Origin of the sequence: Paenibacillus daejeonensis DSM 15491, from assembly GCF_000378385.1 — a bacterium.
Classification (GTDB): Bacteria; Bacillota; Bacilli; order Paenibacillales; family Paenibacillaceae; genus Paenibacillus_D; species Paenibacillus_D daejeonensis.
Genome location: NZ_KB899670.1, coordinates 19,537 through 39,869, shown reverse-complemented (window position 1 = coordinate 39,869; position 20,333 = coordinate 19,537). Strand labels below are relative to the sequence as shown.

The following is a 20,333-nucleotide window of genomic DNA, read 5'->3' as shown; positions in this document are numbered from 1 at the left end:
CTCTTCAAGCTATTCCGACTTGACCTTACCACCAAACCCAGAACTCGGCCATAACTACGCATGTAAAGACTACGAAGACGCCGAAGAAAATGCCGATAATCGGTAACAAATGTCCACGGTCCTTCATGTGCATCCAGAAGGACATTTGAACGAATACCTGCAGAGCCGCCATAACGACCAGCAGGATGTACGTAAAGGTAGAGTTGATCTCTCCGGCTGCAACGGTGGCAAACGCCAGAACCGTCAGCAGAATGGAGAAGATGTAAGCGACAATATGCTTTTGCGGCCCTTCGACCCGATGTCGCTTGCCTTTGCCTTCAGCAGCAGTGTTGGAATGGTTGCCTGCCATCGCTTAGCCCACCTTTCCCATCAGATAGACGACCGTAAAGATGAAAACCCATACGACGTCGACAAAGTGCCAGTATAGACCAGCTACATAGATCTTAGGAGCGGTAACAGTGTTAAGACCTTTCTTGTACACTTGACCGATCAGGAGTGAAATCCATACGACGCCCAAGATAACGTGAGCACCATGGAACCCGACGAGCGTATAGAAGGACGAACTAAAAGCACTGGTCGTAAAGCCATGACCCATATGCAAGTAATGAATGAACTCATAGACCTCTAGAACCAAGAATCCCAAGCCAAGAGCAACGGTAACGATTAACCAGTTAATCATCGACTTGACATTATTCCTATGCATTGCCTGAATGGCGAATACACTTGTCAAACTGGAGGTCAGGAGGATAAACGTAGCCGCCGCGACCAGTGGCAAATCAAACAACTCATTGGCTGAGGGGTTACCCTCCAGCACCTGGCCACGAAGTGCCAGATACACGGAGAACAACGTACCGAACAATACCGTCTCGCCCCCCAGGAACAACCAGAAGGCAAGGACTTTATTGCGTCCTTCCAGGGTGGCCTTTTCAGGCTCATGAGGCAATTGACCATCTACGTGCGAGTGTGCGCTCATGCTTTCACCCCTTTCTCAAGCTCTTCAACCTCGATATGGTAACCATGATCGTCGTAGAGGGAACGCAAGATCATACACGTGAATGTGATGAGCAATCCCACGCCGCCGATAATGTATTGGTGATACATGAACCCAAAGCCTCCGATAAAGAGACCGACAGACATAAAGAATGGCAGAATTGATGGCGACGGCATGTGAATCGGTCCTACTGGTTCAGCAGGTGTAACTGTCTTGTTGCCATCCATTTTTTCTTTCCAGAGTGCATCGAAACCACGCACGAGCGGTGTTTGCAGGAAGTTGTATTCTGGTGGTGGCGATGGAATCGTCCATTCCAGTGTACGGCCGTCTCCCCATGGATCTGCGCCGAGCTTTTCTTTGCTTCTGGAAGTCACAATGATGTTAACGACGAACAGGATCGAACCGATACCCATCAACAGCGCACCAATGGTACTGATCAAGTTCATTTGATTGAAGCCGAGACCGTCGAGATATTGGTAAATCCGACGAGGCATCCCCATCAGACCAAGGAAATGCTGGACGAAGAACGTCAGATGGAAGCCAATATAGAACGTCCAGAACGTAATTTTGCCCAAGGTTTCATTAAGCATCTTGCCGAACATCTTCGGCCACCAGTAATGGAGACCTGCAAAGATACCAAGCACCAAACCACCCACGATAACGTAGTGGAAGTGAGCAACAACAAAGTACGTATCATGATACTGGTAGTCAGCTGGCGCTGCCGCCAACATGACGCCCGTGACACCACCCATAACGAATGTCGGTACGAAGCCGATCGCATAGAGGTTGGCACTATTAAACGTAATGGATCCACCCCACATGGTGAAGATCCAGTTAAAGATCTTGATCCCTGTCGGAACTGCAATTAGCATCGTGGCGATGGAGAACAACGCATTCGCTACCGGTCCGAGGCCGGTCGTGAACATGTGGTGAGCCCATACCATGAAGCCCAGGAAGCCGATCAGCACGGTAGCGAATACCATTGAGCTGTAACCGAACAGACGCTTACGCGAGAAGGTCGCGATGACTTCCGAGATGATGCCGAAGGCCGGCAGGATGAGGATATATACCTCAGGGTGACCAAATATCCAGAAAATATGCTCCCATAGCACGGCGTTACCGCCCATCTCTGGATTAAAGAAGTTCGCGCTGAATAGTCGGTCGAACATCAAGGCCGCCAAACCGACAGTCAGTGCCGGGAAAGCGAACAGAATCAGAGCCGAAGTTACAAAGATCGACCAGGTAAACATCGGCATCCGCATGAAGCTCATCCCTGGTGCACGCATGTTAATAATGGTAACCAGGAAGTTAATACCGCCGATCAATGTCCCGATACCCGAGATTTGTAGGCCTATGACGTAAAAGTCAACGCCATGCGTATCACTATATACCGGACTTGCGAGCGGTACGTACGACGTCCAGCCTGCATTTGGCGCTCCGCCTGCGAACCAACTGATGTTCAGCAGCAAGCCGCCAAATAGGAACGTCCAGAAACCCAGTGAGTTCAGGAACGGAAAAGCAACGTCGCGCGCGCCGATTTGAAGCGGCACGATCGCATTCATCAAGGCGAATAATATCGGCATCGCCGCGAGGAAGATCATCGTTGTTCCGTGCATGGTCAGAACCTGGTTGTACATATCCGCACTCAAGAAATCATTCATCGGCTGCCAGAGCTGAATCCGAATCAGAATCGCCTCAAGCCCCCCGATCAGAAAAAAGAAACCGCCGGCAATCAAATACAGAATGCCGATTTTCTTATGGTCAACCGTTGTAATCCAGTCCATTATACCGGTGTAACGCTTGACCGTGTGTCCATGAGCCAAAGTAGGTACCTCCTTCTAACACCGTTAATTAATATTCTAATTTCTGCTCCGCCAAGTAGCTGGCAAGCGCATCAATTTCTTCTTCTGTCAGGTCCATTTGGCCCATTTGGTTACCCGGTTTCACGGCTTCAGTATCTGTAAGCCAGCGTTTCAGGTTTTCATAAACAGTACCCTCGTTCGTGTACTCAGCTTCACCCTCTGGTACATTCACAAGAATACCAGCTACGGATTCCCGACTACCGATACCTGTAAGGTCAGGATATAACGAGATACCTTGGTCTCCAATCGCATGGCAAGTCAGACATTGGCTTGCCAACAGCTCTGCAACAGCAGGATCCTCAGGCAATACCGCAGGGGCTGCCATAGCAGTTGTCCAACGCTGGAACGAAGCTTCGTCTACAGCTTTAACCTTGAAGTCCATGTTGGCATGGGAAGGTCCGCACAGCTCCGCACATTTGCCGAGGAATACGCCTGTCCGATCCGCTTGGAAGAACATCCGGTTGACGTTGCCAGCCGGGTTCGTGTCGATCTTGCCTGCGAGCGAAGGAATCCAGAACGAGTGGATAACGTCAGCTGTTTGCGCTTCGATCGAAATAATCTTGCCTTCCGGAATAACCAGATCTTGTGCAGTTGTAATTCCGTACTGCGGATACTCAAACTCCCACCAGTATTGATGAGCTGTTACTTTGACCTGTATTGCGTTCTCATCTTGGCTGTAGTCCTTGGCCAGGCCGAATACCGATTGAATGGTAGGCACGCCGAGTACGACCAGCAGCATCAGAGGAATAACGGTCCAGATGATCTCCAGCTTGTGGTTACCCTCGACCTGCACGGGAATCGTATCATCTCCCTTGCGGCGACGGAAACGGATCAGTACATAGATCGCAAGCGCGAATACTACGACGACCACGATAACCATAATGGAAATCGACAATTGCATAAGTCCAAATTGTTCTCTTGCTACCGGCCCCTGCGGTCTGAGCGCGGACAAGTCCTCCCGGCCGCAGGCGGACAACAGAAGCGCAAGCCCTGCCAGCAGAGGCAGAAGCCGTGTTACTACAGGCCACCGTTTCATCATTGATCTACCCCACTTTAAACGTTTTCTACAGTTGCCTGAGCAATGCCTGACGGCAGACCTCAACAGCCAATAACCGCCTCCACAAAACGTTAGCCCCGACTATGCGGAGCTTGTGGGCCGGAGTCGTCACGACTCGACAGCGTTATCGATTGTTGAAGCGGTTGCCCGCCCTGTTTATGGCGTGTGCGGCATGCAGCATACTGCGTGTTTTACCCAGATGACATGGCTATCCCAGCAAACAGAATCACTTTATTAAATATAAAGTTGATGCCCCCTTTTGTCAATGATCACACCACAGTTCACAAATTGTTCTCAAAGCTGTCAAATCAGCGGTTTTTCAAGCCTCGGCAGACGGCCTGAGAGACGACGCAGGGCCCTTTCTCTTCTTTCATTGTGCACCGATTCCATGGTCAATTATGTATGCTGTCCCGGCGCATTATTTCAATCGATGCTGTGTACCCTAAGCCTATCCAGTATGACATAAGGAGGGCCCTGCATGAATAATACCCTTGACGATCCCTGTCGAACCGATTGTGACAACAATCACAGTGGCTGGCGCCGATTACTCATCTGCATGATGGCGGTGTGTGTGACGCTTGCGCTCGCGAGCGGTTGCAATTATACCCGAAAAGTTCAGGACAGCGAATATGATTATGGCTCTCAGCAGGCAGACGATCCCAAAATGATGGGCAGCCGGATGTTCGGACCTGTTGGCAATCAACCGGATCGTCACAACAACAGCCATGTGGAATACAGTTATATGTTATCCAGAAAACTATCTAAAACTCAGGGCATTGCAGCAGCTGTGGTCATGCTTACGGATAAAAATGCTTATGTTGGCCTGGTTCTTGACTGGACAGCCCTTGGTACCAAGCGGGCTGGCGGAGAGAAGATGCGAGAGCAGAACAACACCGGAACAACTAAAGGCGTCTACAATATTGAAAATGGTAGTCCATATTGGGATAACCGGGATCTCGTCAGGCCCTACAATTCCTATTTCTCCGTCAGCGATCATGAGATGATCTCTGCCGAATTAAAGCAGACGGTTGCGGTCAAGCTGCGCCAGCTCAGCCCTTACGTTCAGGAAGTCCATATCTCGGCAAACCGCCATTTTGTGAACGAACTGGTTGACTATGCACGGGAAACCTGGATGGGACGTCCCCTGCAGCCATATTTGACCGAATTCAACAAGCTCGTCGATTATGAGTTTGGCGAAGGCACTGTTGTGCCGCTGCGCCTGAGACAAATGAAAGAACAAGCAGCTGCTCAGGATTAACGAGCTGCTCGCTTCGGAAGACGGGTCAAAATCCGTGCCCCCTCCTTGCCGATTGCGACGGTGTGCTCAAACTGAGCGGTCCTCATCCCATCACGTGTCCGGACGGTCCAGCCATCGGGCGCAATCCACACTTCAGGTTTACCTAATGTCACAATGGGTTCAATGGTCAGCACCATGCCCTCCATCAGCTTCGCACCCGTTCCGGCCGTGCCGGAAGGAGGCACCTGCGGGGGCTCGTGCAGTGCCCGCCCAATTCCATGGCCCACGAAGCCCGGGATGATCTGACAACCACTGCGCTGGACGAACGAGGCCATGGCATGACCGATATCGCCGATGGTATGGCCCGATTTCGCTGCCGCGATGCCATGGTATAATGCCTGCTTCGCCGTGCGGAGCAGATAGGTCCCACGAGGGTCTGCTTTACCTACGGCATAGCTCCAGGCGGAATCCGCCAGCCAGCCCTTGTAATCCACTACGAGATCGATCGTTACAAGATCTCCGGCTTGCAACGGCTTTTCATCAGGAAAACCATGACAGGCGACATCATTGACGCAAGCACAAGTTGCATAGGGATAGCCCTTATAGCCCTTTTGCGCAGCTCTCCCTTGGCGTTGCTGAATATAGCCTTCTACGAAGCGGTCAATGTCTGCCGTCGTGGTGCCAGGCTTCAAACGCCGTTCAATTTCACGATGGCACGCGGCAACGATTTGTCCAGCTTTGGCGATTCGTCTGATTTCCTCAGTAGTCTTTGCTTTCCCCATTCCTCGACCTCCTATACCGCTTTATCCCACGCTATTCGGAAGTCGAAGCAAATATCCATGAGTTAAGGAACTATAGCTAGTAGAAAGCAAAGAAAACCGCATCGCTAGCGATGCGGTTCAACCTATTATATTGGGTTATCGCACACGGCGGTTTAACCGACCGAATTCATCTTGCCCATCTCTCGCTCAACAAGCATCGTCAGCTCTTCTTCGTATCCGCCGGTGATCCGGTATTTGCGGATATAATCCTTAACAAATTTTTTGGGGTCTTTCGGCTGAAAAATTCTCGTTAATTCACTCAGACTGTCCTTGACTTCATTATGGCTTCGTTTGGCCATGAAATCCCCTCCCGTTTATGTCGGATGGTCGTCCTAATGCAATGTACGAGTATACACAACACATCTTTCAGTTCAAGCGATCCACACGTTTGTGAAGGTAATCCATGGACTAAGTTAAGTTATCTGCCACCATTATACCATTTCTTCGGCCTAATGAACAGACCGACAGTTGCCCGCCTACCCTTCCTTGCGGTCGGAAAAGTGTTGCGCCGTCTGTTCCTCCCGATCTGGCACTTGACGCTGCTCCTCCTTATTAGACGTTTGCTGGTCGACTGAAGTTGCGGAGATCAAGCGAAAGTAAGCATAGACGCCGGCAATGGCCACGATAATACCGAACGCTACCAGTACCCAGGTAATCCATCCTTCCACCATGTTCCATCGCCTCCTCGTCCAGCTTATCATGCCCGATTTATATAACGATAATTATAGCAAAAAAGACACAAACGTTTCAATCGGAGGTCCGTATCATTATATGTGTCCATCGCTCGGAGGATGCGCTTCCTAGTCGCAAAACCTGCCAGCTTGTCCCAACAGCCGAACAATCCAGCTCAGACGATCTCAGGGAAGGAGGTCCAGCAAATCCTGAAGATTCACATCGCTCTCCAGCTCGAACCGGATCGAGTCCGTCTCAAACGTCACCTCCCCAATCTCCAGGAAATTGGGCAACTGCCCGGCAACTGGCACGCGAATCGTATCCAGCATCGTGTAGGGCAGACGAATCGAACGGATGTGTAGCCCCTCCGGTATGGCTACCAGATTAGGGTGCTCCCAAGCCAGTCGATACGTAGCCACCGCGCCAACAGGAATCTGATCCCGGTATTTTAGATTGACATGGGCAATCAACCGGTCCGTCGACAGCTCGATACGTGCGCCAGTCAGCAGCACATCCGGAGCCAATTGCGGATCCTCCTGAAGCTGGGTCTTGATCAACGACTCCACATCCGACTCGGTCAACTCGAGCGCCAATTCGCCAGATGTAATTAAATCTTGCGCTTTGTTGTCGAGCCTGATTGGCTGAGCGGTCAGGTCCAATTCCTCTTGGGGAGCTGCGTAACGCAGGGCACCCCATACGCCCAGACCGGCCAATACAATTAACACTAAAATTAGCATTAGCAGTCGTCCGAGCCATTTTCTCATCTCACGCATCCTCTTTCGTTTCGTGTGTTGTCGTTAGTTCTACTTCATATATTAACTCGCTGGCACACATTCGAAACGCAAATTATGGGGTTGGCACAAAATGGACAATATTGAGTTCCTGAACCGAGCTTAAATCGATAAACTGCTCTCCCGTCCGCACCAGCGGATTAGCAGGATCATGAGGATGCACGGATAACACGGTACCAATTCGTCCATCGCTGAGAATGACCTGGCTGCCGATCATTGTCTCCATCATCTTGCGGGAGAACACGGTTACGACACGGGCATCAAACTGATCAAAAGCGGATTGCCCAATCTCCTTGATCACCTGGTAGAAGGGCAACTCATTCTTGTAGACCCGCTTGGACAGCATGGCATGAAACACATCAGCGACTGCGATGATCCGGCTGGGCAGATCAATCAACTCGCCCTGCAAGCCATAGGGATATCCGCTGCCATCCATCCGTTCATGATGACGCAGTGCTACCAGCGCAATCGGCTCATCAATGCCTTCTTGCCCACGCAGCATTTCATAGCCATAGAGCGTGTGCCGCTTCATCTCTGCAAATTCCTCTGCCGTTAGTTTGCCGGGTTTATTCAGAATCTCGGCCGGGACATGCAGCTTACCTACATCGTGCAGCAGACCAGCTGTTGCGAGCAGAGCGAGCTGTTCATCGTCCAATCGCAGCCACTGCCCGATTAGCACCCCGACCATGGCAACTGCAATGCTATGCCTGCATGTCACGTCATCCTCCAGCTGCAGCTTGTTCAGCAGTTGATAGAGCATCCCCGCCTCTGCGGTTTGACGGATCATCGGTACGACCCGGGTTCTAATATCATCGACAACGAGTTGGCCGTCTTCTCTGGCAAAATGAAAGATATCCTTCATTTCACTCATTGCATGCTCCACAACCCGGTCAATGGTATGCGAGTGCGGCTCCACATCCTCCTCGTGCAGCTCAACGCCCAAAGCATACAGTTTGCGCAGCACTTGTTCCGTGATCATCGTATGGGCCGGCCAGGCGAGTACATTTTGTTTCGTATACACATTTTTGTTGAAACAACGCCCTATATAGGGGTGATTGCGGGTCCATTGGTCAGCACACACGATCCGATTCTCCGTTTCTGTCAGATATAGAGTTCATCACTATTCGATTCTGTCGCACGCGAAATTCCACATGCTCGACGGGTTCCAGGATATCCTGGGCAAAACGACCGACCACCACCCGGCCTTCATAGAGCCGGGAGACGACCACCTTTTCGCCGGCCTTGAGCTGCGTACTGCCCCCCGATTTGCCGCCGACGATCATCGCAGAGATGGAGCCTTCCGCCTCTAGCTGCGACCCCCGGCAGACCGAGTCCGGTTCATGGAAGACAATATTGCCTTTGGAGAAGAGCTGGCTCTGTACAACCCCCTGCTTCTTGATAACAATATCGCCTCCCGACATAATACTGGTCATGTTGCACTGCTCCAGCTCTGTACGCACTTCCATTTCCTCGCAACGCTTGATGGAGTCAACGGTTTCGATCAGAATGAACTGTAGTTCGTCGAGCATCTTATTCAGATTGAATTCGACCATGATGGGGCGCTGCATCAGCTCCAGCAGTTTGTTCTTCAGCTCCCCTAACTGACCGTTCTGAATCTGCTGTATATTGGAGATGCAGAGCAGAATTTCTTTGATGGTAAGGGGAATTTGTTTGAATTTGGTTTCCAGCAACAGCTGGAACATCTGCCTGGTCGATACCGACTGCCCACGGGATTCCGCCATGGTTCCCAATTGTTTGATCGTACCGCGCAACAGCTGAAGTTGACTGTTCAGACTGCTGGAGTGGGTGCAGAGTCGGTTGAACAAGACGCCATAGTGGCCGGAGTACAAATGACTGCCGATAGCATTTCCTTTTATATAGATACTGCCAGTAGCCGTTGCGGTTGCCCGGTACACATTGCCCATCACATAAATATCGCCGAGCGCTTCCACAATCATGCCGTCCGTAATATTGCCATAAATAATCACGTCACCGGAGAAGACAATATTACCCGTCTTCATATCGACATCGCCCGGAACGACATGTGTCGTTGTAATGTCAATCAGCTTGATGCGCTCTCCGGTAATCCGTGGACGCCCTTCCTTGAGGGCATAAGCTTCATGATGCGCCAATCGGATGTGATTTTTGGCGACCAGCATGATGTCCTTGGGACGCGGCGGATCAATTGGCGTACCAAAGACATCATAACCCGGGGTGCCGGGGATCAGCGGAATTTTGCGGGCTACGAGGTCTCCCCCTTTGACCGACGGGATCTTCAGGTGGTTGCGGTAATCAATCAGCCCATTGACCTCTTCAAATTCGCTGACAATCTGTTCATTGAAAAAAATCTCCAGCGCGGCATCCCTGCCCTGTGTCGGTTCTTTGCCCATTGTAATGAGGACGGGTTGAAAGGACGGACGGTCAAGCTCGCGCTGAATGGCTTGATAGTCGACATGAACCAGCGAATATTGCTCCAGCTCTGGCACAATATCAATCAGCGTCAGTCTCACGGGGAGTGCATAAGGGACCTGTACAGCCTTCACCATCAGATCCGTACTCACTGTTGTGTCTTCCAGCTGTAAGAGGTGACGCTCCCGGGCGATCAGAACAAACCAGGCACGCATCCGGTCCGGTGCGAATTTAATCTTGTACTGCGGCATCTCCTCAAGCTCCCACTGCACTTGATCACCAGGACGGACCTGCCGTCTGCCCTGCACCACATCCCCGTTAATCTTGAGCAATACAGGAGCAGTTGCTTCAATATACGGGTCTTCCCCTGTCTCCCCTGTCGAGACTAACTCAATACGATTGTCCTCTACCTTCAGGTAAGCGCGCATGCCAATAGAGGGACCCGTCTGCGGTTCACGCAAGGCTCCCTGATTCTCTTCAAGATCAAGCTCATTAATCAGCTCGAATAACTGGTCTTCCGACATCCGAGAAGACATGGGAATCACATTCCTTCCACGCAAAATAAACAGCAAAGCCAACCCCTATAGACAGGGATAGCGTTGCTGTTCGGCTAGTCCCTACTATTCGGTAACTCAGCCACCGATAGAGTCCGAGGACTCCTTAGGTCTGTAGCTTTGCGTCCCCGGCTTTCGCCGGGTTTGCCTTTTTCGCAGTAGAATTCATATGATGTAGTACTTTATAACCATTCAATTCACGCCAAATTTCGACATGATAGTATATAAGTATTATAGACAACCCTGAAAATGGTGTCAATCGCCAATTCACATAATAATTGCCATGCGATGATAGCCTACACTCCTATGCCTTTAGTCTGCCATCTTCAGCTCTGGAAAACGCTCGGTGAGAGCTGCCCGGGCGGCCTCAGCATCATAGGCTGATCCTCCGGAGGATCGCCCATAACCGGTGACCAGCAGGGTCATTGCATAGCGGCTCCCGGTGGCTATCGCCGGTCCAGATGCACCGGCAGTCGCATCACCAGCTACTGGGGACACGGAGGCACGCTCAAAAGCCATGACATCTGTCTCTCCGGCAGCCAGCTGCCGATAATTCCACCATTTTACTGCATACAGCCGCTCCGATTGATGAATACGGTCCAGCATCTGCAGCATCCCGGTCAGCGATCCACTCAGGGTGAGTTCCACAGCAGCTTCCATAGCTGATGACCCATTGTTCAGCTGCATATCTGGCTTGTTCTGTTTCATATCCTGAAGCTGCACGTCCGAGGCCTCGGCCAATTCCATGATCTCATCCAGCATGCCTGCAACATCCAGGCCCTCTGGCAGACGTGAAGCCAACTCGTCATACTCACTGCCCACGCCCCGAGTGGACGCCTCCTGACGCAACATCCCGACCTCCTGCTCCAGAACGCGGAGCTCCGATGTCATAGACGCCCGTTCTCTGGCTTGCGGCAGTACGACCCACAGCAGCAGGATCACCAGCGCGAACAGCGCCAATCCGGCAGTAGCGAACAGGAGCGTAGGCGCATGCTTGCTGCGCAGCCGTTCCCTGAGCGTTTGTAAATGGGACATCGTCCTCGCCTCACTCTCCTGTTGTAGGGTCTGCCAGCATCATAGACAGAATTAACCGGATGACCTGTACCGATTCGCCTCCGCCTGCCGGTGTCACCTGCCTGCTCGTATCCGGCTTCAAGGTACTGACGTACACTTGTGAAAACAGGGGCACCTGCTCAACCGAACGGACAAAAGCCAGCGCCGCCTGCTCATTGTCAAATTCATATTCAGCACTCAGCTCTCCAGCTTCATTGATCCCCATATTGGTAATCATTGCGTCTGCCGGGAGCGGCTCGATCAGCGGCGCCAGTACAGACAGCCAATCCTGTCGGCCTGACTCCAGACGCCCGAGCATCGCTGTTAAATCTGCCTGTTCCTGTGCGGGCGGCAAGGCGAGCAGCTGGCTCTCCAGCGTGGCTCGCTCCTCGGCAAGGGCTGCCAGCTGCCTGACTGTCCCTTCGCGCTCTGAGCTCCAAGTATGGAGCAGCACCCCCTGCCAAGCTAGCAGCAGCACGGTCAACAGTCCGATCCCTACTTGCAAATGGAGTCGGTACCGCACGTAGAAAGGCTTGCGGGGCAGCAGATTGATTGGCCTTATCATCGCTGATTCCCCCTTAATGCCAGTCCCAATGGAACAGCATATCGGGAAATATCCCACATCTCTGCTCGCTCAGCTGCTTCCAAGCTACTCCAAGCCAGTCGAATGACCTGCTGGGTCATGCCTTGTGTCAGCACATCTGTTAGCCGTTCCATGTCCCCGATGTCACCAGTCACGACAACCGCATGAAATTGTTCTTCCCGGTGATGAAGGGAATAGCGGTAGAAGTTAATGAGCCGCTCCAGCTCGGAGATCAGCTCCTGCGCCGCGTTCTGAAACGTTTGCTCTGGACTGGTCCAGGCCGAGAAGGGATCATCTTCTGCTTCTGCAGCTGTAGCAGCTGTCTCCGGGTGGCCAAACCGAATTTCGATGTTCCGGGTCACCTTAATAATCCCCTGATCCACAATGGAGAGATCACAGTTTTCCTGCTTGACGTCTACCAGCAGCCAGACTCCGCTTTGTTCCATCCGGGCATGTTGGGTTAGCCGAAGCAGGGAAAAGGCCTTCACCTCCATGCTGACGGGTCTTAGTCCAGCACCCTCAATCAGCTGCGAATAGGTATGAAGCAATTCCATGGGTGCGGCCAGCAGCATTACGTCCCGCAATTGGGCTGCCACTGCCTCTTGTTCCTCTCCGCCTGCCAGCCAACTTGTGTCGGTCCCGATGGGTGCTTCTTCTTCGGCAGGTTGTCTGAGCGGCTGGATCACAAAGTCGAAGCTGGGCTCTTCAAAGGGCAGGTGTAATTTGTGCTCGAGTTCAAATTGAATCAGCTTCCGCATCTCTTTTTCCGGTACATCCGGCATTCGAATCATCCGAATCATGACCGATTGACTGGGCAGCGCCAGATGGACGGAACGATTGCTCCATTTGACTGACTTCGCTACGTTGTTCAGTGCCGCAGCCAACGCTTCGGCATCTACGATCCGTCCGTCATGCATCGCACCTGGCGGCAGAGGCTCGGATACATAATTGAGAACCCGGATATGCCCCTGCTTCTCCTGTACCTCGCAGATGCGCACATGTTCATCCGCTATTTCCAGTCCCAGTGCGGTATAGCCGCCGCTCCATCGCTTCCACCATGTCTGGCTCATGTCATTCACCTCTGCTCACAATCTGGATGTCAGGTGTCTTGTACTGAATGCACACCGTGTCCTTGCCTGCTCCCCACTGATACCAGTTCGGGAAGATCGTCCGGTTCCCCGCGTAGAAGCCTCCCAGCCGGTTGGTAGCATTACTTATATTGTTGTTGAAGGCGATGTCCTGCAGCGCCATCAGAAAACCATCAGTTCGCAAGGTGCGGGAGATGGTCTCAAAGCTGATCAAGCCATAGCTGATCATATCTTTGCCAACCTCGACGCGAGATACGGTATTCGTGAAGCGGATATCGCCTTTGGCAATAATGGAGCCCCCCACTGTCACTGCATCCTTCACATCCGCAAACATCAGACGCTCGCCTGTAAAAACCGACTTGCCAACCTGCAGCAGCCGCATGGAGCGCAGATCAATGGTACCACCGACAACCAGATGCTCGCCAATTTGCCAATCCACAATCTCTGAGGCAACCGTTATGCCACTGTTCGTTATAAGCGAGCCGCCGACCTTGACTACCTTGACCTCGCCGCGAAACGTAACGACTGGTGCGCTCAGATTCCCGCTTACTCGCATCGTCCCGGTGCCGTTCATAGTCAGCTGCGTACCGGAAATCAGCGAACCAGCCGGTGAACCGGCGACAATGACACCTGACTGCCAACGTCCCACCGTGAACTCGGCCACGTAGCCGCTGAAGGTCAAATCGCTCTGCGCGCTAATCGAGCCTTCGACCGTCATGCTGCCGATTCTAGGGAAAGTAAGACGGCCGGCAGAGATCAGATCGCCTCTGACCGTCAGCTTCTCCATATTGTTGTTGAACGCCGCATGCCCCTGTACCTGTATGCTGCCGCCTACCGTCATTTCGTTGTAGATCTGCATAATGTCCATCTGACCTCCGACGCGGATATTGCCCAGCACGGTCAGCTTGCGGCCGCTTACGCTCAGCTTGCCGCCCACAATCAGATCCCCTTCGATAATGACTTCGTCTCCAATCTGGCCGAGCGTCATGTCTCCGCGAACGATTAGATCCCCCTGCACAACGAGCTTCTTGCCATCCGCGCGGAAACTACCGCCGACATGCACGCTGCCCGCGAACGTAGCCTGCTCCACATATCCGTCGAAGGTGACATTACCAGCTGCGGTTAGCGCCCTTTTGTCAGCATAGGGTGAGATCACAATTGGCTTATAGGTATCACCGAACGTAACATGTCCCGCATAGCTGAGCCCTGCTCCTGACTCCCGGATGATCCGAGTTTGGGTTTCTGTGATCGTATTCGGTACATCCACCGTAACTGGAGGCACCTGAAGCGGAGATATGATCTCCGGCTTGCCGCTCTGACGATTCAAGGCATCGCCATAGAGCCGCTCAAGATAGTAAGACGCATACAGTTCGAACTCTTCGCGGTACAACGCCCGATCATACGTATTGTCCATGAATTGGACGGTAGGCGGCAGCCCGCTACCGCAGCGGGAATAGTTCTGATTGTGCACAGCATTGTCATTCACCACGGCTCGGGTAAAATAGAACTCCCGGCCGGTGGCGCCGCCCTCTGAAGGCGGTTCTGGCTCAGGCGGTGTCCCAGGGCCGGGCTCATCGGGCGGATCACCGGGGCCGGGATCGACAGGCCCGGGGTCTACGGGACCAGGTCCGCCGGGATCTGGGGGCTCGGGCTCAGGCTCAGGTTCAATCGGCGGACTGACGAACGGCTGCAGTCTGACCCGTGCTGCGCTGTCCCGGATTAACCTCCCTGATCCGCCTTGTCCAGTGAACTCAACCGCCGTCAATCCACCCTCGGCATCCCGAATCAACGACTGCTGCACGTCCAGCTGAGAAATGGCAGCAATTTCTTCAGCAAGCTGGATCACCTGAGCTTCCTCCAGGTAGCCCTCATGCTTGTAATAGAGCTCCCGGTACACCCGGCTGAAGATCGCTGCAGCCGAGCTTGATTTGGCGTAGGCCTTCTCCGTATTCCCGCCCGTCACGGATTGCAGCATCCCCGTATTTATGTAGGCAAGCAGCGGTGTCACCAGCAAGGAGAGCATGACAATGAGCGCAAAGACCAGCAAGAGTGTATTGCCCTTGTCGGATCGTATCGAATTATGCATTGCCAATCCTCTCCTTGTCCCTTATTGTTAGAAGTAACAAATGTTATGGCATGTGAGGTGTCTTCACCCATGAATAATCAACGCGGCGTTACGCTCATTGAAGTGTTGGGATCGGTCGCGCTGCTGGCCGTCGCCATTTTGACAATTACATATGCTCTCCAGCAGTCCACCGTCTTCTCCAAGGACAACGAGCAGATCGATCAGTCGGTCCAGATCACCCGCACGGTCATGGAGGAGCTGCGCGGTCATCTGAGCGATCCGGCTCTCCGCACCATAGCCATCTATGATCAGGTTGTCGACCTTGATCAGCTACGGGAAGGCACGAGCTCTCCGATCAAGCTGTACTATCCGGACACGACACAAGTCCAATATACGTTGTCCATCTCTTCCGCCTCAGGAGGACTCCCTGCTGTCGGGACGGGGGACGATACAATGGAGCTGGACAGCAGCTTCAAGCAGATTACGATCTATTGCGAATCACCGGGCAAGAATAAGCCTTATGAGCTGCAGGCTTATCTGGAGGTTGATTAAGGATGGAGGGATCTGAAATGAAACAGCTTCTCAAAATGAAGACGTTGGCGCCCTCCACCGCAGGGGAAGCAAGCTCCAAACCAGAACCAAGCCAGTACAAAGGCGGGGGCTTGTATCGCTTCGCGGCCTCGCAGAGGGGCGTTACCCTGATTGAGGTGCTGGCAGCCCTCGTGCTGACGACGCTCGTCTTGGGTACCCTCTTCTATCTGGTGAATCAGACCCACTCCAGTGCGGCTCAGGTGCAGACGCGGGAGGTCGTCCTCCAGCAATCGCGTGATATTATCCAGCATATGGTCAGGTCCGCGCGTGGCACGATGCAGGCCTCCCAGACGTCCTCAGAGGAGCTCTGGCTGCACGGGGATCACGATGCCTATGTTCACTACACATGGGACCGCGCATCCAGACAGTTCAGCGTCGAGCAGCGACTAGCAGATGACCAAGGTCAGCTAGGATCACTGACGAGCCATGTGTTCTCCGAGCACGTAGCCAACATGCAGATCACGGTTGCTGCCAATGGTCGGATCGAGCTCGAACTGACGATGGATCTGCCCAATAACCAACAGCACACCCTCTCTACTGTCGTCTATACCAACGAATCTCTCTAGTTCGCAGCGTTTATGACTAATAGGATGAATAACAAACCGAGTGAATGACAAACGCCATGAATGATCAACGGGATGAAACGTAGATGCCGTTAATCATGAATGGCGTTTATTGTATAATGGGTTAACCATTCACCTATTTAAGCAGTCTACGAGCCTGCCGGTCGGCGTTTTCACCCGGCCCCAGCCATAGCCCTCCGTGGATTTAAACTACCCCACACTGAACATCCTGCTGACCCACGCCAAGTAGCCGTGCAGCCAGCCTTCTCCCCACAGATAAGCACACCAGGCCCCCACCGCAATGTACGGCCCAAAAGGCACCAGTTCGCCATACGCTCCCCTGCCTGCCAAACGCAGCACGACAGTAACCAACAGACCAATCAGACTTGCTACAAACAAGCTTAACAGCGTTAGCTTGATGCCCAGCATAAGCCCAATGACGATGTACAGCTTCACATCGCCGCCGCCCATCGTCTCCTTGCCCAGCAGCCGTTCTCCGACGATTCCAATGACGAGCAGCACACCGCTGCCAATCAAGGCGGCGAGGATGTAATTCCAATACGGGAGGGGCTGACTCCACAGCCTGAGCAGCAGCAAGCCAACCACTCCAATCAGTACTATACGATCCGGAATGATTCGCTCTGCCAGATCGGTCTGTACAATCACGAGTAAAATCGAGACAAAAAACAGCAGCGGCACCAGCTCAGCCACCAGCCCGAGCGAGGCGGCAGAGATGACGTAAACAACTGGCGCAGCCAGCTGACCGGAGAGATAGTGGCGGGGCTTAGTAGCTGCTGGGCTCCGGCCTAGCGCCCCAAATCGGCTATCCCACCGCATAGCCACCTGATTGAGCACGCCACCCATCAACAACCCGCCAATTCCCGCCATCACCGCCAGCCACATGCTGCTGTCTCCTTTCTCGTGCTGCTACTCCCCGAGTGGTATCCCAGGGAGGGCGTGTTGTGGAGTTGTAACGAAACTACAGATTCTTATTGAGCCTAAATTTCCAGAAAAGAAATTCTTACGAAACTGAGACATGTTATTCGTTCAAAATCGCACCGTTTTGAGAGAAATGACTTAAATAAGGTGGCTCAGTTTCCTTAGAAAACGAAAATGTTGGAATAAGGGTAAATAAGGGGTTGTGGTTTCGTGGGCCCGGTTCCTAAATTAACCACCGCTGCCCGGTACACTTGCTGTACTTGGAAACCGCGCTGAAAAACTTCCGTTTTCTGGATCTCTAGTAATTGAAACAGAAGAATTATCAGGGTATGTCGTCTTGTCATTGAATTCAGGTTCGGCATTCAAATATCCTTTATCCCCCAAGTCTTTCAGACTTACTGTCACTGTATTGTTGTTAGCAAATAAATTATCGTTGTCCATCGCATAACGAACTGCGGTTTCCTTAATAATTGTCACACTAGCGTCATCAGCCTTCTTCTCCGAGTTCTTAATCGTTGCCCCAATAGCCGGGACCGCGATGGCCGCGACGATGCCGATAATGACGATGACTGCCAGAAGCTCGATGAGTGTGATCCCTTTTTGATTGCGTAATGCTTTTACCATTGTGTTGTTCCCCTCTCAATTGGTTCTTGATCATGCTTTATCAAATCAGCAGCGGCTTCCCTATCGGGTGCGTGCTGGGATTTGCTTTCATTCTACGTCCCACAGCCCAACTACATATTCTGCATCAGCTTGAACGACGGCATGAGGACGGCGAGGACGATCAGGCCGACCACGCCGGTGAGGGCGACGATCATTAGGGGCTCGAGGAGCACCTTGAGCCGGTCGGCGAGAGTGTCGACGTCTGCCTCATAGAAGTCTGCGACCTTCTCCAGCATCGTGTCCAGGGAGCCGGAGCGCTCACCGACGGCGATCATCTGCACGACCATCGGCGGGAAGAGCCAGGTGGCCTGCAGGGGCTCCGCGATCGAGTTGCCGCTACGGACTTCCTCCCGGATGTCGGAGATGACCTTGCCAATCGCCGCGTTGCCCACCACGTGCGAGACGATGGTCAGGCTCGGCAGGATCGGAATCGCAGCCACATAGAGCGAGCTGAAGGTACGACTGAAGCGGGCGATGGCCTGCTTATGCCAGAGCTTACCGAAGACGGGCACCCTCAGCTTCCAGTAATCGAGCTCCCTGCTCGCCCGCTCGTTTCCGCGAATCACACGGAGCAGCAGTACGGGCAGGAGCAGCAACAAGAGGAGCGCGTACCAGTACGTCTGCATCCAGTTGCTCATCCCCATAATGAGGACCGTCGGCAGTGGCAGCTCGATTTCCATCATGGCGAAGCTCTCGACGTAACGCGGAATGACGAACAGCATCATGAAGGTAACGACGAGCACCATAATGACCATCATAATGACCGGGTACACCATGGCGGATTTGACCTTCTCCCGCGTAGCACGCTCTTTCTCAAAAAAGATCGCCAGTCGCTCCAGCATCTCATCCAGATTACCGCCCGCTTCACCAGCCCGTACCATGTTCACGAAGACCGGCGTGAAGATCTTGGGATGGGCCGCTACCGCAACCGAGAATGCCGTCCCGCCCTCCATCTCAGCCGTAATCACGGCCAGAATCTTGCGGAAGGGCTTGCCGGGCGATTGCTCACTCAGGATTCGGACGGCCTCCACCAGGCTGATGCCCGAGCGATACATCGTCGCCAGCTGCCTGCAAAAAATGGTGAAATGCTCCGTCTTCACCTGGGGCCCGCCCAGTTCGATGTCCCGGTAGAGTAGACTACGGCTCAGATCCGTCAGGCTTGATGCCCACAACTGCTGCTCACTAAGCTTATCCAGGGCAATTTGCTCAGAAGCCGCCTCGATCGTTCCGGTCATCTTCTTGCCGGTAGCGTTGACGGCTTTGTATCGGAACTTGGGCATTGGCTGCTCCCTCCTGTCTGTACCTGATGTTGTGCCCTAAGCGTGCAGCTCTCCGAAGCCGAACAACGCCTGCTTGGCCTCTGCGGGTAGAATGCGCCCTTGCTGGAGCAGTTCACGCAGCGCGTTCTCCATCGTTGTCATGCCTTGCGCCCGTCCGGTCTGCATGATCGAGCGAATCTGATGCACCTTCTCAGAGCGGATCAGATTGGCGACGGCCGGAGTATTAACCAATGTCTCTATGGCGGCCACTCGGCCACGGCCATCGGCTGCAGGCAGCAAGCGCTGCGCCATGATTCCGAGCAGCACCGCTGCCAACTGAACACGTACCTGCTGCTGAGAAGCGGGTGGAAACACATCGATAATCCGATCAATCGTCTGAGGCGCATCGGCCGTATGCAAGGTCCCGAACACCAGATGGCCCGTCTCAGCTGCCGTAATCGCCGTACTGATCGTCTCCAGATCCCGCATCTCGCCAACCAGAATCACCTCGGGGTCCTGCCGCAGCGCGGCCCGCAGGCCCGTGGCAAAGCTGGCCGTATCCGTCCCCACCTCACGCTGATTGACGATGCAGCGCTTGTGATGATGCTCGAACTCAATGGGATCCTCGAGGGTGATAATATGGTCACTCCGGTTCCGATTAATATAATCGATAATGGCTGCCAAGGTAGTCGACTTGCCGCTTCCCGTTGGTCCGGTCACCAGAACCAATCCTTGTCGCTTGCCTGCGAATTGCTCTGCTATCGACGGCAGCCCAAGCTCCTCCAATGCCGGGATGCGGCTCGGAATCAGACGGATGGCCAGCGACAGCGCGCCTTTGCGCTTGTAGGCGTTGATACGAAAGCGCGACAAGCCGGGCAGACTGTAGGAGAGATCAATCTCCCCCCGCTCCAGCAAGCTCTGATATTGCTCCGAGGTGAGCAATTCCTTGGCATAGCGCGCGGTGTCCGCAGCACTCAGATGCTCGCCTTCGATCGACTTCAGCTTGCCGTCCACCCGCAGCTTGACGGGCGAGTCGACAGTCAGATGAATATCCGATGAGCCTGCCTGGCAGGCCATGTGCAGCAGCGTCTCTGCAGAATGCATAGCCGTCTCCTTCTTTCTTCTAGTTGACTGC

21 protein-coding genes and 1 riboswitch are annotated in these 20,333 nt (G+C 53.3%); of the genes, 3 read left to right on the top strand and 18 right to left on the bottom strand.

Translation table 11 applies throughout. From position 1 onward, the window contains the following. Positions 1-25: 25 nt before the first annotated feature. The 4 genes from F556_RS0125090 to coxB form a co-directional block, all read right to left on the bottom strand. The gene (locus F556_RS0125090) at positions 26-349 is read right to left on the bottom strand and encodes a cytochrome C oxidase subunit IV family protein (RefSeq protein WP_020619763.1); all 324 of its coding nucleotides are present in this window, start codon (positions 347-349) and stop codon (positions 26-28) included. Between the two features lie 3 nt (positions 350-352). After that, positions 353-973, bottom strand: coding sequence for a cytochrome (ubi)quinol oxidase subunit III (locus F556_RS0125085; protein ID WP_020619762.1), 621 nt, complete (start codon positions 971-973; stop codon positions 353-355). Next, complete coding sequence (gene ctaD / locus F556_RS0125080) at positions 970-2,775, bottom strand: cytochrome c oxidase subunit I (protein ID WP_051108793.1); 1,806 nt, start codon at positions 2,773-2,775, stop codon at positions 970-972. The genes F556_RS0125085 and ctaD overlap by 4 nt, the downstream gene beginning before the upstream one ends. A 67-nt stretch (positions 2,776-2,842) precedes the next feature. After that, the gene (gene coxB / locus F556_RS0125075; protein WP_020619760.1) at positions 2,843-3,892 is read right to left on the bottom strand and encodes a cytochrome c oxidase subunit II; all 1,050 of its coding nucleotides are present in this window, start codon (positions 3,890-3,892) and stop codon (positions 2,843-2,845) included. A gap of 496 nt (positions 3,893-4,388) precedes the next feature. Here coxB and F556_RS0125070 point away from each other — a divergent pair, with 496 nt between their 5' ends. Further along, complete coding sequence (locus F556_RS0125070) at positions 4,389-5,168, top strand: hypothetical protein (RefSeq protein WP_020619759.1); 780 nt, start codon at positions 4,389-4,391, stop codon at positions 5,166-5,168. Here the strand turns inward: F556_RS0125070 and map are convergent. The 10 genes from map to F556_RS0125020 form a co-directional block, all read right to left on the bottom strand. Further along, the gene (gene map / locus F556_RS0125065; protein ID WP_020619758.1) at positions 5,165-5,929 is read right to left on the bottom strand and encodes a type I methionyl aminopeptidase; all 765 of its coding nucleotides are present in this window, start codon (positions 5,927-5,929) and stop codon (positions 5,165-5,167) included. The genes F556_RS0125070 and map overlap by 4 nt on opposite strands. Positions 5,930-6,081: 152 nt before the next feature. After that, positions 6,082-6,267: a hypothetical protein gene (locus tag F556_RS0125060; RefSeq protein ID WP_020619757.1), complete on the bottom strand. Its 186-nt coding sequence runs from the start codon at positions 6,265-6,267 to the stop codon at positions 6,082-6,084. A gap of 177 nt (positions 6,268-6,444) precedes the next feature. Then, complete coding sequence (locus F556_RS0125055; RefSeq protein ID WP_020619756.1) at positions 6,445-6,639, bottom strand: hypothetical protein; 195 nt, start codon at positions 6,637-6,639, stop codon at positions 6,445-6,447. Between the two features lie 186 nt (positions 6,640-6,825). Beyond that, entirely contained in the window at positions 6,826-7,404 is a 579-nt protein-coding gene (locus tag F556_RS0125050) for a hypothetical protein (protein ID WP_020619755.1), read from the bottom strand. Between the two features lie 82 nt (positions 7,405-7,486). After that, on the bottom strand, positions 7,487-8,410 hold the full coding sequence (locus tag F556_RS0125045) for an HD-GYP domain-containing protein (protein WP_211222638.1): 924 nt from the start codon (positions 8,408-8,410) through the stop codon (positions 7,487-7,489). Between the two features lie 91 nt (positions 8,411-8,501). Next, entirely contained in the window at positions 8,502-10,376 is a 1,875-nt protein-coding gene (locus F556_RS0125040) for a flagellar assembly protein A (RefSeq protein ID WP_020619753.1), read from the bottom strand. Between the two features lie 87 nt (positions 10,377-10,463). Then, a riboswitch (cyclic di-GMP riboswitch) is annotated at positions 10,464-10,553 on the bottom strand. A gap of 153 nt (positions 10,554-10,706) precedes the next feature. Further along, entirely contained in the window at positions 10,707-11,429 is a 723-nt protein-coding gene (locus F556_RS0125035; protein ID WP_020619752.1) for a hypothetical protein, read from the bottom strand. 10 nt (positions 11,430-11,439) lie between these two features. After that, positions 11,440-12,012: a hypothetical protein gene (locus tag F556_RS0125030; RefSeq protein ID WP_020619751.1), complete on the bottom strand. Its 573-nt coding sequence runs from the start codon at positions 12,010-12,012 to the stop codon at positions 11,440-11,442. Further along, positions 12,009-13,100 (bottom strand): type IV pilus biogenesis protein PilM, encoded by a 1,092-nt coding sequence (gene pilM, locus F556_RS0125025; RefSeq protein ID WP_020619750.1) that lies wholly within the window; start codon positions 13,098-13,100, stop codon positions 12,009-12,011. The genes F556_RS0125030 and pilM overlap by 4 nt, the downstream gene beginning before the upstream one ends. Position 13,101: 1 nt before the next feature. Continuing rightward, positions 13,102-15,204 carry a bactofilin family protein gene (locus F556_RS0125020; RefSeq protein ID WP_020619749.1) on the bottom strand — a complete coding sequence of 701 codons (2,103 nt, stop codon included), beginning with the start codon at positions 15,202-15,204 and terminating at the stop codon, positions 13,102-13,104. A 69-nt stretch (positions 15,205-15,273) separates the two neighbouring features. On the opposite strand from F556_RS0125020, the gene F556_RS0125015 reads away from it, so the two are divergent. Both F556_RS0125015 and F556_RS0125010 read left to right on the top strand, forming a co-directional pair. After that, positions 15,274-15,735, top strand: coding sequence for a type IV pilus modification PilV family protein (locus F556_RS0125015; RefSeq protein WP_020619748.1), 462 nt, complete (start codon positions 15,274-15,276; stop codon positions 15,733-15,735). Positions 15,736-15,752: 17 nt separating this feature from the next. Further along, positions 15,753-16,340 carry a PilW family protein gene (locus F556_RS0125010; protein WP_169447640.1) on the top strand — a complete coding sequence of 196 codons (588 nt, stop codon included), beginning with the start codon at positions 15,753-15,755 and terminating at the stop codon, positions 16,338-16,340. 207 nt (positions 16,341-16,547) lie between these two features. Here the strand turns inward: F556_RS0125010 and F556_RS35135 are convergent, their stop codons facing one another. From F556_RS35135 to F556_RS0124990, 4 genes are all read right to left on the bottom strand, one after another. Then, a complete protein-coding gene (locus tag F556_RS35135) occupies positions 16,548-17,240 on the bottom strand; it encodes a prepilin peptidase (RefSeq protein ID WP_020619746.1) in 693 nt (230 codons plus the stop codon). 264 nt (positions 17,241-17,504) lie between these two features. After that, positions 17,505-17,900 (bottom strand): prepilin-type N-terminal cleavage/methylation domain-containing protein, encoded by a 396-nt coding sequence (locus F556_RS39100; protein ID WP_020619745.1) that lies wholly within the window; start codon positions 17,898-17,900, stop codon positions 17,505-17,507. A gap of 110 nt (positions 17,901-18,010) precedes the next feature. Then, positions 18,011-19,219, bottom strand: coding sequence for a type II secretion system F family protein (locus tag F556_RS0124995; RefSeq protein WP_020619744.1), 1,209 nt, complete (start codon positions 19,217-19,219; stop codon positions 18,011-18,013). 36 nt (positions 19,220-19,255) lie between these two features. Further along, positions 19,256-20,302, bottom strand: coding sequence for a type IV pilus twitching motility protein PilT (locus F556_RS0124990; RefSeq protein WP_020619743.1), 1,047 nt, complete (start codon positions 20,300-20,302; stop codon positions 19,256-19,258). Between the last annotated feature and the right edge of the window lie 31 nt (positions 20,303-20,333).

Excerpts from the sequence above, each read along its gene's own strand:
- F556_RS0125090 (WP_020619763.1), bottom strand. The coding sequence starts at position 349 with ATGGCAGGCAACCATTCCAACACTGCTGCTGAAGGCAAAGGCAAGCGA.
- F556_RS0125085 (WP_020619762.1), bottom strand. The coding sequence starts at position 973 with ATGAGCGCACACTCGCACGTAGATGGTCAATTGCCTCATGAGCCTGAA.
- ctaD (WP_051108793.1), bottom strand. The coding sequence starts at position 2,775 with ATGGACTGGATTACAACGGTTGACCATAAGAAAATCGGCATTCTGTAT.
- coxB (WP_020619760.1), bottom strand. The coding sequence starts at position 3,892 with ATGATGAAACGGTGGCCTGTAGTAACACGGCTTCTGCCTCTGCTGGCA.
- F556_RS0125070 (WP_020619759.1), top strand. The coding sequence starts at position 4,389 with ATGAATAATACCCTTGACGATCCCTGTCGAACCGATTGTGACAACAAT.
- map (WP_020619758.1), bottom strand. The coding sequence starts at position 5,929 with ATGGGGAAAGCAAAGACTACTGAGGAAATCAGACGAATCGCCAAAGCT.
- F556_RS0125060 (WP_020619757.1), bottom strand. The coding sequence starts at position 6,267 with ATGGCCAAACGAAGCCATAATGAAGTCAAGGACAGTCTGAGTGAATTA.
- F556_RS0125055 (WP_020619756.1), bottom strand. The coding sequence starts at position 6,639 with ATGGTGGAAGGATGGATTACCTGGGTACTGGTAGCGTTCGGTATTATC.
- F556_RS0125050 (WP_020619755.1), bottom strand. The coding sequence starts at position 7,404 with ATGAGAAAATGGCTCGGACGACTGCTAATGCTAATTTTAGTGTTAATT.
- F556_RS0125045 (WP_211222638.1), bottom strand. The coding sequence starts at position 8,410 with ATGATCACGGAACAAGTGCTGCGCAAACTGTATGCTTTGGGCGTTGAG.
- F556_RS0125040 (WP_020619753.1), bottom strand. The coding sequence starts at position 10,376 with ATGTCTTCTCGGATGTCGGAAGACCAGTTATTCGAGCTGATTAATGAG.
- F556_RS0125035 (WP_020619752.1), bottom strand. The coding sequence starts at position 11,429 with ATGTCCCATTTACAAACGCTCAGGGAACGGCTGCGCAGCAAGCATGCG.
- F556_RS0125030 (WP_020619751.1), bottom strand. The coding sequence starts at position 12,012 with ATGATAAGGCCAATCAATCTGCTGCCCCGCAAGCCTTTCTACGTGCGG.
- pilM (WP_020619750.1), bottom strand. The coding sequence starts at position 13,100 with ATGAGCCAGACATGGTGGAAGCGATGGAGCGGCGGCTATACCGCACTG.
- F556_RS0125020 (WP_020619749.1), bottom strand. The coding sequence starts at position 15,204 with ATGCATAATTCGATACGATCCGACAAGGGCAATACACTCTTGCTGGTC.
- F556_RS0125015 (WP_020619748.1), top strand. The coding sequence starts at position 15,274 with ATGAATAATCAACGCGGCGTTACGCTCATTGAAGTGTTGGGATCGGTC.
- F556_RS0125010 (WP_169447640.1), top strand. The coding sequence starts at position 15,753 with ATGAAACAGCTTCTCAAAATGAAGACGTTGGCGCCCTCCACCGCAGGG.
- F556_RS35135 (WP_020619746.1), bottom strand. The coding sequence starts at position 17,240 with ATGTGGCTGGCGGTGATGGCGGGAATTGGCGGGTTGTTGATGGGTGGC.
- F556_RS39100 (WP_020619745.1), bottom strand. The coding sequence starts at position 17,900 with ATGGTAAAAGCATTACGCAATCAAAAAGGGATCACACTCATCGAGCTT.
- F556_RS0124995 (WP_020619744.1), bottom strand. The coding sequence starts at position 19,219 with ATGCCCAAGTTCCGATACAAAGCCGTCAACGCTACCGGCAAGAAGATG.
- F556_RS0124990 (WP_020619743.1), bottom strand. The coding sequence starts at position 20,302 with ATGCATTCTGCAGAGACGCTGCTGCACATGGCCTGCCAGGCAGGCTCA.